Raw genomic sequence first — 11,708 nt, 5'->3', positions numbered from 1 at the left:
AGGCGCTGGTGCATCACTCCGACAGGGGCATCCAGTATTGCTCAAATGACTATCAGGAAATCCATCGGCGTCACGGCATCAAGTGCTCAATGACCGACGGCTACGACTGCTACCAGAACGCGCTGGCCGAGCGGGTTAACGGAATCCTGAAGATGGAGTTCCTGCTGCATCGACCGGCCGACCTGAGCCAGGCCAGCCGCATGGTTCAGCAGGCCGTACAAATCTATAACCAGGAAAGGCCGCACCAATCCCTACAATTGAAAACGCCCGATGAGGCTCATCGGGCGTCTTTAGCTGGCCTCATCGGCTCGGCTATTTGTGCTTCATAGGTGTCAACCTATGGCAGGACGGGTCACAATTTAGTTTGGATAAGGGCTGCGATGGCCAAAATCTTGAGGTCAACAGGATGCGAGCGGCGGACTGCAATTGACACAAATCCAGATTTTCCAATTGCATCAACCACTTAGGCTTCCACTTTCGAACTTTCCAGCTGCCTCGTGGCGTGCTACCACGGGTGCTACTTTCAGACTATTTGTTAATTTGAGCCACTTTCAAACTATTTGTCTCACTTTCGAACTTAATTGTTAATGGCCATGAGCGCGCCGATTGGGATGTGTTTCGCGCCACCGGCGTGGCCCATTTGATGAGTATTTCGGGTCTTCACATCACCATGTTCGCCTGGGCCGCGTCCTGGCTGATTGGCGCCCTGTGGCGGCGCTCGGCCAGGCTGACGCCGCGCCTGTGTCTGGCCTTGCCGGCCAGCCGCGCCGGCGCCTTGGGAGGGCTGCTGCTGGCCGTCCTGTATGCGCTGTTTTCGGGCTGGGGCGTGCCGGCCCAGCGCACCATCTGGATGCTGGCCACGGTGGTCTTGCTGCGGCAAAGCGGCAGGCAGTGGCCCTGGGGCCAGACCTGGCTGCTGGCCATGGCCGTGGTGGTGGCGCTGGATCCCTGGGCGCTGATGCAGGCCGGCTTTTGGCTGTCGTTTGTCGCTGTAGGTGTTTTGTTTGCCGCCGGGCCGGCCCAAGGAAAACAAGCCCCCTCGGGGGGCAGAGAGCCACGTGAAGCGGGCGAACGTGGGGGCGATGTAGCTACTGATTCAGGAGCTGGTGGCGTTCGTCCACAAAGGGCTGAAGGCCGATTTGATTTAAAAAATGGGCTGGCGTCGCGTTTTTTGCCACCCCTGCTGCACGCCGCGCGCGAGCAATGGGTGGTAACGCTGGCGCTCACGCCCTTGTCGCTGCTGCTGTTTAATCAGGTCTCGCTGGTCGGGCTTCTGGCCAATGCCGTAGCCATTCCCTGGGTGACCTTGCTGGTCACGCCGCTGGCCATGCTGGGCGTGCTCTGGGCGCCGCTGTGGGATGTGGCAGCCTGGGCGGTGGGCTTGCTGGCGCTGTTGTTGCAGTGGCTGGCCAGTTGGCCGCTGGCTTCCGTTAGCGTGGCGGCCGCGCCATTGTGGTGCGCGGTTGCCGGTGTGCTGGGCGGTGCCTTGCTGGCCTTGCGCCTGCCCTGGCATTGGCGCGTGCTGGGCCTGCCGCTGCTGTTGCCGGTCTTGCTGTGGCAGCCGGTGCGCCCGGCGCCGGGGCAGTTCGAGCTGCTGGCCGCCGACATAGGCCAGGGCAATGCGGTGCTGGTGCGCACCGCCAGCCACAGCCTGCTGTACGACACCGGACCGCGTTTCTCGCGCGAAAGCGATGCCGGCCACCGCGTGCTGGTGCCCTTGCTGCGGGCGCTGGGCGAGCGGCTGGACCTGCTGGTGCTGAGCCACCGTGACAGCGACCACATAGGCGGTGCGCCCGCCGTGCTGGCGATGCAGCCGCAGGCGCGCCTGCTGAGTTCCATTGAAGACAGTCATCCGCTGCAGGCGCTGCGCCCATCAACGCGCTGTGCGGCGGGCCAGCACTGGGTCTGGGACGGCGTGAGTTTTGACGTGTTGCATCCCGACGCCGCCGACTATAGGGAGGTGAGCAAATCGAATGCCATGAGCTGCGTGCTGCGCATTTCCAACGGCGGCCAGACCGCCTTGCTAGTGGGTGATATTGAGGCGGCGCAGGAGCTTAGGCTTAGCAGCGTCCCGGCCAGCCTGAAGGCTGATTTTCTGCTGGTGCCGCACCATGGCAGCAAGACCTCGTCGAGCGCGCTCTTTCTGGACGCGGTGCAGCCGCCGCTGGCGCTGGCCCAGGCGGGCTACCGCAACCGCTTCGGTCATCCGGTGGCGTCTGTGGTGGCACGCTACGATGAGCGCGGCATTCGGCTGGTGCGCTCGCCGCAGTGCGGGGCCGCCAGCTGGCAGAGTCAGAAACCGGCGGAACTGGACTGCCAGCGGCAAGCCGGCCTGCGTTATTGGCAGCATCTGCCCGAGCCGTAAAAAATGACCGAATGCACCGGCTTGGCGCATTACTTGCTAAGCTCTGTACAGGTGCCTCTCGACGCACCACACGCCAACTTTGCTGGAGATCATGCTCATGAGCCGACCGATGTTTGACGAGATGAATGCAACGGCTTCCAGCGTCCGCGCGCACTACCAGGACTACCAGCGCTGGCTGGCCCGGCAGACGCCAGATGCAATGCAGGCGCGCCGCGCCGAAGCGGAAATGATTTTTCGCCGCGTCGGCATCACCTTTGCCGTGTATGGCGCCAAGGATGAAGACGGCGCCGGCACCGAGCGCCTGATTCCCTTCGATCTGATTCCCCGCATCATTCCGGCCCATGAATGGGCCAGCATGGAAAAAGGCCTGGTGCAGCGCGTCACGGCTTTGAACCGTTTCCTGCACGATGTTTACCATGGGCAGGAGATCATCAAGGCCGGTGTCATACCGGCCGAGCAGGTGTTCCAGAACGATCAGTTTCGCCCGGAGATGATGGGCGTGGTGGTGCCCGGCAACATCTATTCGCACATCAGCGGCATAGACATCGTGCGCGCGCCCAATGCGCAGGGCGAGGGCGAGTACTACGTGCTGGAAGACAATCTGCGCGTGCCCAGCGGCGTGAGCTACATGCTGGAAGACCGCAAGATGATGATGCGGCTGTTCCCCGATCTGTTCAGCGAGAACCGGGTGGCGCCGGTGGAGCATTACCCCGACCTGCTGCTGGAGACGCTGCGAGCCATGGCGCCGCCGGCCACCGCCCAGCCCACCGTGGTGGTGCTGACCCCCGGCATGTACAACTCGGCTTATTTCGAGCACGCGTTTTTAGCGCAGCAAATGGGCGTGGAGCTGGTCGAAGGCCAGGACCTGTTCGTCAAGGACAACTTCGTCTACATGCGCACCACGCGCGGCCCCAAGCGCGTCGATGTGATTTACCGCCGCGTCGACGACGACTTCCTTGATCCGCTGGCCTTTAGGCCCAACTCGACCCTGGGTTGCGCCGGCCTGCTCAATGTCTACCGCAGCGGCAATGTCTCGCTGTGCAACGCCATAGGAACGGGCGTGGCCGACGACAAATCCATCTACCCCTATGTGCCAAAAATGATCGAGTTCTACCTGGGCGAAAAGCCCATCCTCAAGAACGTGCCGACCTATATCTGCCGCAACAAGGAAGACCTGCAATACACCCTGGCCAACCTGAAAGACCTGGTGGTCAAAGAAGTACACGGTGCCGGCGGTTACGGCATGCTGGTGGGGCCGGCAGCCACCAAGGCCGAAATCGAAGACTTTCGCGCCGCGCTGCTGGCCAACCCGGCTGGCTATATTGCCCAGCCCACCTTGAGCTTGTCGACCTGCCCGACCTATGTGGAAAGCGGCATCGCGCCGCGCCACATCGATTTGCGGCCCTTTGTGTTGAGCGGCAAGGACGTGCAGATGGTGCCCGGTGGCCTGACCCGCGTGGCGCTCAAAGACGGCTCACTGGTCGTCAATTCCTCGCAGGGCGGCGGCACCAAGGACACCTGGATTCTGGAGGACGGGGCGGGCATGCCGGCTCAGTCGCAGTCGCAATCACAGGGAGGGATCTGATCATGCTGTCACGCACTGCCGATCACCTGTTCTGGATGTCGCGCTATACGGAGCGCGCCGAAAACACCGCCCGCATGCTGGATGTGAATTACCAGACCTCGCTGCTGCCGAAATCGGCGACGCTGGTGCAGGCCGGCTGGCAGGGCTTGCTCAGCATCAGCGAGCTGAAGTCCTCTTACGCCGCCAAGTACGGTGAGCGCATCCATCCGCGCGAGGTGATGGATTTCATGGTGCGCGACGAGAAAAATTCGTCCAGCATCATCTCCTGCCTGCAGAACGCCCGCGAAAACGCCCGCGCCGTGCGCGGCTCGTTAACCACGGAAGTCTGGGAAACGCAAAACCAGACTTACCTGGAGGTGATTCGCATGCTCAAAAATGGCGATTTCGAGCGTGATCCGGGCGAGTTTTTTGAGTGGGTCAAGTTCCGCTCACACCTGTCGCGCGGCGTGACGGCAGGCACCATGCTGCAGGATGAAGCCTTTCATTTTCTGCGCCTGGGCACCTTTCTGGAGCGCGCCGACAACACCGCCCGGCTGGTCGATGTGAAGTTTCATGCCGTGCAGAATGATTTTCTTGGCACGGTCAGCGAGAAGCATCAGGAATACGATTTTTATCACTGGAGCGCCATCTTGCGCAGCGTGTCGGCTTTCGAGGTCTATCGCAAGGTTTACCGCGACGTCATCAAACCCGAGCGCGTGGCCGAGTTGCTGATTTTGCGCCCCGACATGCCGCGTTCCCTGCTGGCCTGCCTCAACGAGGTGATGGGCAACCTGGCCATGGTAACCAGCGACAGCAACAGCGAAACCCAGCGCCGCGCCGGCAAGCTGCGGGCCGAGTTGCAATATGCCCGCATCGACGAAATCCTGGCGACCGGCCTGCATGCCTACCTGACCCAGTTCCTCGATCGGGTGAACGAGCTGGGTTTTCATATCAGCCGCGAGTTTCTGGTTCCGGTGACCCATTGACACCCCATCCTGACGCGGCGGCCGCAGCGCCGAGCCGCCCCAAGCAAGGCCAGCCCCCTCGGGGGGCAGAGAGTTACGCGAAGCGGAGGAACGTGGGGGCAATGGCCGCAGCGCCGGGCCGCCCCAAGCAAGGCCAGCCCCCTCGGGGGGCAGAGAGTTACGCGAAGCGAACGAACGTGGGGGCACATCTCACATGAAATTGCACGTCAATCACACGACCGAGTACCGCTACACCGCGCCGCTGCGTTACGCCTTGCAGACGCTTTGGCTGGTGCCGCAGTCCGGTCCGGCGCAAACCGTGCACTTCTGGAGTGTGGGCGCACCGCAAAAGCTGTTCGCCCAGCGCGACGCCTTTGGCAACAGCGTCAACGCCTATACCTTTGTGGGCCAGGAATCTGGCGACGTGCGCTGGAGCCTGGTCAACGCCGCAGGCGAGGTGGACACCCTGGGCATCGCGGAGTTCAACGATGACGCCAGCCTGCCGCTGCCCCAGCTGTATTTGCGCGCCACGCAGCTGGCCCAGCCGCATCCGCTGCTGGCCGAATTCGGCCGCCGCTTCGTGCTGCCGGATGGCGCCGACGGAAGCGCTGATTTAAGTGAGCTTTTGGCCTTGAGCCAAGGTGTGGCGGGCGCGGTAAGCTATCAAAAATATAGTACCAACGTCACCACCACGGCGCTGCAAGCCTTTGAAGCCGGCGCCGGCGTGTGCCAGGACCAGGCCCACGTGATGGTCGCCATTTGCCGCAGCCTGGGGATTCCGGCGCGCTATGTGAGCGGCTATTTTTACGCCGCCAATGAGCCCGATCTGGCCAGCCATGCCTGGGTAGATGTCTGCCTGGACGTGGCCAGCCGGCGCTGGGCCAGCATAGACGTGACCCATAGCTGCCTGATCGACGAGCGCCATGTGCGCCTGGCCATGGGCACCGATTACAACGCCTGCCCGCCCATCAAGGGCGTGCGCCAGGGCGGCGGCGAGGAGTCGATGACGGTGAATATCACGATTGAGCCGGTTTGATCGGCTTGGGCCGACATGGGTTTGCAACGCCATCGTGAATTGATGGCAGTTGGATTGGCTTAGTAACGATCTGGGCCTATTGTTGTCCGCTGTTGCTTATCGAGAGGCAGTCCGCAATGCAGCGACTCCTGCCCTTGGCGAGCGACTGTTTTCTGGAAACTCAGTTGCTTTCCGGCAGAAGGCCTACAACGACGTAGAGCGCATGCTCAAGAACGTATGCTGAATCCTTAGGTACAGGCGGAGAGGTCGCGCTTCGCTGCATGGGGGTGCACCCCATACCCGGCGTGCCGCCTCATTGGGCACTCCTGCTAGCCCTTTTCTCAGGCGTTTTACAGGGGGAAAAGGGGAGTCGAATATGATTGCCGGGGACTTTTTTCGAAGAATTAGTTTGTAAAAAAATTTGCGTTGAAGGGTTGGCCATGAGCAAAACAATCGGGATGGCAATTTTCTTAGGAGCATTGGCGCTGGCAGCCGGTGGGAATGCCAGTGCCCAACAGCATGTTTATAAATGCCAAAGCGCAGCTGGTAAGTTCGAGTTCTCTGATGCGCCATGCAATGGTGCCAAGACTAGCGAAAAACTTCAGACTCAGGGAAACTCACTTGACTTTTCAGGTAGCAGGGAGTCCCAGTTGCGCCGGGAAAATGAACAACTCAGAGAGCAACTGCGCGACCAGCAAAAAGGGGCAACCTCTGCGGGGTCAGCGGCCCGACGAACACAGCCCGACCTGCAAGCAGAGCGAGTTGACACTATCGCATGTGAGAGAGCAAAACGTGACTACGAGGTTACGGCTAATTCAAACTACAACAATACTCCTATTGTCGAGGCTAAGCGATCAATGATGTATGGCACTTGTGGTATGCGAGAGCCAGACAGCAAGACGATTAACGTTGACACCCGGGTCAACACCTACGTTCGATAGTTGTTCAGCTTCTTCCTACAAAGGCCTGGAGGCTGTGCATGTTTAGGGCGAGGCGTCGCTAAGGATTTACCCGAGACAAATCTCACAGATCCAGTTCTCAGGATCGACCGCACCAGGGAGCTAATCGATGCTCGAACCTCCGCAGGGCATTTCTCTTAGATAACAGAGGTCGCCTGGTAGTCTGAATCGGTCATCGGCCTGCGGCTGCAGCGATAACGGCAACTGGCTGACCTTCCTCAAATCCGCAATGGTGTGCGGTGATCACGCCTATGGTTTTGCTCTGTTGGACGCGCCAGCGCCCAACAGCGCACATCAGTTACGGCTTCACCTGCTGCGCCACTTCCCGCCCCAGCTCCAGCACCGCCATGGCGTAGTAGCTGCTCCAGTTGTAGCGGGTGATGACGTAGAAGTTTTCAGTGCCGGCGACGTATTGCGGTGCGTCCGGGCCGTTGAGCAGTTCTACCAGTGCCAGCGGGCCTTTGTGTTCCAGGGCTGCGCCTTCGAGCACCGCGCCTTTGGCTGTGAAGCTGTCGACGCTGAAGGTGGGCAGGATGTCGGGCGCCATCAGGGCGTCCATGTCCAGGCGGCTGGTATCAAAACTCACCGGGTAATAGCTGGGCATGCCCGGCTGCCAGCCGTAGGCCTTGAAGTAGTTGGCGACCGAGCCGATCACGTCGGCCGGGCTGTTCCACAAATCAACCTTGCCATCGCCGTCGAAGTCCACCGCGTATTTGACCCAGCTGGAGGGCATGAACTGCGGCATGCCCATGGCGCCGGCGTAGCTGCCCTTGAGCTCGAAGGGGTCGGCGCTCTTGCGGCTTTCCTGGGTCAGAAACTGCTCCAGCTCGCCCTTGAAGTAATCGCTGCGTTCCTGGGCACGCGGGTGGCTGGCCGGAAAGTCGAAGGCCAGGGTGCTGAGCGCGTCCATCACGCGAAAGCTGCCGGTGTCGCGGCCGTAAATGGTTTCCACGCCGATGATGCCGACGACGATGTCTGCCGGCACGCCGTATTCTTTTTCGGCGCGCTCCAGCGTTTCCCGGTTGGCCAGCCAGAAGCGCCGGCCGGCCTCTATGCGTATCGGGTCTATGAAGCGGCTGCGGTAGACGCGCCAGTTTTTCACAAAGGGCTTGGTGGCGGGCTGCATCAGCCGTGCCACGGTGGCGTTATAGCGGGCCTGGCCGATGGCGCTGCGCACCCATTCCGGGTCCAGGTCGCGCCGGCTGGCCATGTCGGCGGCAAACTGCATGGCCTCGGGCCGCGTGGCGTAGAGCGGGCCTTGCGCTGGCGCGGCCTTGGCGCCAGTCGTCTTTTTTAAGGGTTTTGTGGCGTTTGCGCCCGTGTAGCCTGCGATGGCAGCTATTAAAACAATAGCTAGTCGGAAATAGGGGAAGTTTTTGGATCGTGTCATGCGTGGCAGTCGGGTGGGCGGCAGGGCAATTTTAAGCAGGCCAGGGCAGGCGCTTGAATTGCTGTTTCAGGGGTTGGAGCGAATGGGTGGACGATGGCGCGTAGCGCTGGCGTTCCAGCGCCATCAGCCAGTCATGCAGGGCTTGGCCCTGGCTGCCGTGACTGGCCAGCACCTGCTGGGCCAGTTGGCGCGGTGAACTGGCGGCGCAGCTGGGTATGCCGGCCCGGGCCAGCCGCTGGCGCGCGCGGGCCAGCAGGCGCAGCCAGGGGTCGTGCTGGCTGCGCTCCCACAGGGTCCAGGCGGCGCCGGCCAGGCTGCTCAGGACCAGGATGGCCAGCAGGACATAGCTCAGGTCTTGCCAGCTTGGCGATGTGAAGCCGAGATTCTTGAGCAGCTGGAGCTGCTTGCCCTGGGTGTAATTGAGCACCCACTGGTTCCAGCCGTTGTTGATGGCTTCCCAGCCGGCCCGCAGCTGCGCCGACAAGGTCGGGCTGAAATTGCCAAGCGCCTGTGCCACCACGCCTTGCGGCGCGGCCAGGCGCTGGAAGGCGCCGGTGCGGCCGGGGGCCACGGCCGATGTTGGATCCACGCGCAGCCAGCCCTGGCCGGCCTGCCAGACTTCGGCCCAGGCGTGGGCGTCGCTTTGCCGCACGACCCAGAAGTCGTCCAGGCTGTTGCGCTCGCCGCCCTGGTAGCCGGTGACGATGCGGGCGGGAATGTTCATGGCGCGCATCAGGATCACAAAGCTGGAGGCGATGTGCTCGCAAAAGCCTTCCTTGCGGTCAAACCAGAATTCATCAGCCGTGTGCTGGCCATAGACGCCGGGCTCCAGCGTGTAGCTGTAGCCGCCGCTGCGCAGGCGCTCGAGCGCGGCCTGAACCAGCTGTGCGGTGCTGGCGCCGGCATGGCGCGGGTCGCTGCGGATCTGCTCGGCCAGTGCCTGGGTGCGCGGATTGAAGCCGGGCGGCAAGTCGACAAAGGCCTGCAGGCCGGCCACGGGCTGCAGCGGGCCGTGGCGAAAGCTGGAGTAGCTTTGCGCCTGGTAGCGCACCAGGTCGGTGACGGGCCGGTCGAGCTGCCACTGCAGATCGGTCTGCATGGCGCTTTGGTAGCCGGGCAGATCCGGGCTTTGCGTGGCCGCTTCCATCACAAAAAGCCAGGGGCGGCTGGTGGGCGCCAGCGTGACCTGATAGTGCACGGGCGCGCCGGACACGGCCAGATTGGCTGTGACACCGTAACGCGATGCCGTGCCGAAACGCGCCGGTCGCCATTCGCGCCCGTCAAAGTCGGACAGCACCGGGCCGCGAAAATACAAATCGGCTTGCGGCGGCGGCTGGCCTTCAAACTTGATGCGCATGGCCACGCTGTCGTCCAGCGCCAGCTTGGCAATCGTGCCGACCTGCATACTGCCGCTCAGGCCGGTGCGGCCCGTCATGGCATCGCTGGGTACGCCCCACAAGGGCGCTAGGCGCGGAAACAGCAGAAACAGCACCAGCATGACGGGCGCGCCCAGCAAGGCCATCCAGCCGGCGGTTTTGGCGGCCTGCGCCAGCGGTGGCCGGCCCACCGGCATATGGGCATTGACCAGGGCGGTCAGCAGGCCCAGCAGCGCCAGCAGCATGGCCACGGCGGTCATGAGTGACTGCGAGTAGAAAAAATTCGTCAGCATGGCGAAGAAGCCAAGAAAGAAAACCACGAAGGCATCGCGCCGCGCGCGCAGCTCAAAGGTCTTGAGCGCCAGCAGCAGCACCACCAGCGTGACGCCGGCATCGCGCCCCAGCAGCGTGCGGTGGCTGGCGTAGGTGGCGGCCAGCGCGACCAGCAGCAGCCCGGCCCGCCACCAGTGGCTGGGCAGGGGCAGCGCCTGGACGGCGAGCTTGCCGCGCCACAGCAGCGCGGCGGCCGTGAGCGCCGTGCACCACCAGGGCAGCTGGCTGACCTGGGGCAGCACGATCAGGGCGATCACCACCAGCAGGAAGAGGGTGTCGCGGGCTTCTCTGGGGAGGGTGGAGAGCTTGGTCGTGGGGTTCATTTTTTCGGGGGATTGTTTTTTTGGTTCCGGGGCCGGGTTTCGGCCCGGCGGCCGACTCACTTTCTCTTGCTTCGCCAAGAGAAAGTAAGCAAAGAGAAGGCGACCCGCAGTCTGGGTCCTTGCGCTTCGCTCCAGGCAACCTGCGCTGCTCGACTCCGGCGGGGGGCCGCAGAACTCGCTGCGCTCAAACAACTGCGGCCCTGATCCCGCCTCCATCTGCGCTGCTCGGCCCAGCCAGGACGGGGTGGGAGCGGATACGAATACCGAATACCAAGAAAAGCCGGGATACACCACATCATTTCTTTGCAGGTTTTTGTAGCGGGTCTCGCTAAAAGTGAGTCGCCTGCCAGGGCGAGACCCGGCCTCCACTCGCCGCCAAACCCCCAAGCCCTCAGCATGTCGCCAACATCTCCAGGCAAGCCCGCTTATGCGCCTCGCCCCGAGCCGGCTTGATCTCGCGCCCGGCCAGGCGCAAGCCGTAGTCCAGGCCCAGCCGGTCCGCCATCAGCACCCAGGCGCATAGGCGCGACAGGCGGGCCTCCTGCTCGGGCAGGCCGGCGGCCTGCGCGTCCAGCCACAAGGCCTGTTGCTGGGTCTGCTGGGTGTCCCGGCTCAGCAGCTCGTTCGATCCGGTAGCCTGCGCGCGGGCGGCTTTTTTCCAGACCACCAGCTTGAGCGGGTCGCCACGGCGGTAAGCGCGAATGCCATCAAATTCGCCGGAGTTTTGTGAACGCGCTGCCGTGGCCGCACCTTGGGCACGCGGCTCACCCGGGGGGAGCGGTGGCGGATTGAGCTCGGGCGCCGGGTAGACCAGGATTTGCGCGGCCGGCCGCCAGACCGTCCAGACCCTGAAGGTGCCCAGCGGAAAGCGGGTCTCGGCGGTCAGCGTCGGCAGGCGCTGCAGGCCGCGGCGCGGGGGCGTGAAGGCCACCTGCACCACACTGCTGCCTTGCGCCGGGACGTCGGTCCAGGCCCAGTGCAGCGCGCTGGCTTTTGGCGCAGTCGCCGCCTGAGGATTCAGCACGCTCAGGCCCAGGCCGTAACGCGTAGCCGCCTTGGTATTCGTGAGTTTGATGTCAAAAATGGCTGTAGCGCCCGCGTACTGGGCGCGGGGCGCTACCAGGTTCATAGCAAGGCCGCGCAGGGTGGCATGGCTGACATGCATGCCGACCAGGGCGCAGCCGGCCAGCAAAAAGGTCAGCAGGTAGCCCAGGTTGAGCTGGTAGTTGATGGAGGCGACCAGCAGCACCAGCAGGGTGGCGCCCAGCATCAGGCCGGGACGCGTCGGCAGGATGTAGACGTTGCGCTGGGTCAGCGTGACGCTGTCGGTGAAGGGGAGGCGGGATTCGAACCAGCTTTGAAAACGTTGTCGGAGCAGGCGCGCAGGATTGGGCATGAAGGCGAAGACGGCCATGTCA

General features: G+C 63.0%; 9 protein-coding genes. 6 read left to right on the top strand and 3 right to left on the bottom strand.

What is annotated here, in order from left to right; translation table 11 throughout:
- The 6 genes from BM160_RS15505 to BM160_RS15480 form a co-directional block, all read left to right on the top strand.
- Positions 1 to 329, top strand: a 329-nt coding sequence (locus BM160_RS15505; RefSeq protein WP_143093263.1) for an integrase core domain-containing protein, incomplete at its 5' end; no start/stop codon positions are given.
- A gap of 284 nt (positions 330 to 613) precedes the next feature.
- A complete protein-coding gene (locus BM160_RS15500; protein ID WP_369821793.1) occupies positions 614 to 2,365 on the top strand; it encodes a DNA internalization-related competence protein ComEC/Rec2 in 1,752 nt (583 codons plus the stop codon).
- A gap of 97 nt (positions 2,366 to 2,462) precedes the next feature.
- Positions 2,463 to 3,950, top strand: a complete 1,488-nt coding sequence (locus tag BM160_RS15495; RefSeq protein ID WP_092007076.1) for a circularly permuted type 2 ATP-grasp protein — start codon at positions 2,463 to 2,465, stop codon at positions 3,948 to 3,950.
- Between the two features lie 2 nt (positions 3,951 to 3,952).
- Positions 3,953 to 4,915, top strand: coding sequence for an alpha-E domain-containing protein (locus tag BM160_RS15490; protein ID WP_092007075.1), 963 nt, complete (start codon positions 3,953 to 3,955; stop codon positions 4,913 to 4,915).
- Positions 4,916 to 5,108: 193 nt separating this feature from the next.
- The gene (locus BM160_RS15485; protein WP_092007074.1) at positions 5,109 to 5,930 is read left to right on the top strand and encodes a transglutaminase family protein; all 822 of its coding nucleotides are present in this window, start codon (positions 5,109 to 5,111) and stop codon (positions 5,928 to 5,930) included.
- Between the two features lie 419 nt (positions 5,931 to 6,349).
- Complete coding sequence (locus BM160_RS15480) at positions 6,350 to 6,850, top strand: DUF4124 domain-containing protein (protein ID WP_092007073.1); 501 nt, start codon at positions 6,350 to 6,352, stop codon at positions 6,848 to 6,850.
- A 316-nt stretch (positions 6,851 to 7,166) separates the two neighbouring features.
- On the opposite strand, the gene mltB is transcribed toward BM160_RS15480, so the two are convergent.
- From mltB to BM160_RS15465, 3 genes are all read right to left on the bottom strand, one after another.
- Positions 7,167 to 8,258: a lytic murein transglycosylase B gene (gene mltB, locus BM160_RS15475; RefSeq protein WP_092007072.1), complete on the bottom strand. Its 1,092-nt coding sequence runs from the start codon at positions 8,256 to 8,258 to the stop codon at positions 7,167 to 7,169.
- A gap of 31 nt (positions 8,259 to 8,289) precedes the next feature.
- On the bottom strand, positions 8,290 to 10,290 hold the full coding sequence (locus BM160_RS15470) for a transglutaminase TgpA family protein (protein ID WP_092007071.1): 2,001 nt from the start codon (positions 10,288 to 10,290) through the stop codon (positions 8,290 to 8,292).
- Between the two features lie 391 nt (positions 10,291 to 10,681).
- Positions 10,682 to 11,704 carry a DUF58 domain-containing protein gene (locus BM160_RS15465; protein WP_255368942.1) on the bottom strand — a complete coding sequence of 341 codons (1,023 nt, stop codon included), beginning with the start codon at positions 11,702 to 11,704 and terminating at the stop codon, positions 10,682 to 10,684.
- Between the last annotated feature and the right edge of the window lie 4 nt (positions 11,705 to 11,708).

This window comes from Polaromonas sp. OV174 (genome assembly GCF_900112285.1).
Taxonomy (GTDB): domain Bacteria; phylum Pseudomonadota; class Gammaproteobacteria; order Burkholderiales; family Burkholderiaceae_C; genus Polaromonas.
Note: the sequence above shows the minus strand (reverse complement) of the source record. Positions and strands in the feature narration are given on the sequence as shown.

Bases quoted from the DNA above. Each gene is read 5' to 3' on its own strand.
- BM160_RS15495 (WP_092007076.1), top strand. From the start codon at position 2,463: ATGAGCCGACCGATGTTTGACGAGATGAATGCAACGGCTTCCAGCGTC.
- BM160_RS15490 (WP_092007075.1), top strand. From the start codon at position 3,953: ATGCTGTCACGCACTGCCGATCACCTGTTCTGGATGTCGCGCTATACG.
- BM160_RS15485 (WP_092007074.1), top strand. From the start codon at position 5,109: ATGAAATTGCACGTCAATCACACGACCGAGTACCGCTACACCGCGCCG.
- BM160_RS15480 (WP_092007073.1), top strand. From the start codon at position 6,350: ATGAGCAAAACAATCGGGATGGCAATTTTCTTAGGAGCATTGGCGCTG.
- mltB (WP_092007072.1), bottom strand. From the start codon at position 8,258: ATGACACGATCCAAAAACTTCCCCTATTTCCGACTAGCTATTGTTTTA.
- BM160_RS15470 (WP_092007071.1), bottom strand. From the start codon at position 10,290: ATGAACCCCACGACCAAGCTCTCCACCCTCCCCAGAGAAGCCCGCGAC.
- BM160_RS15465 (WP_255368942.1), bottom strand. From the start codon at position 11,704: ATGGCCGTCTTCGCCTTCATGCCCAATCCTGCGCGCCTGCTCCGACAA.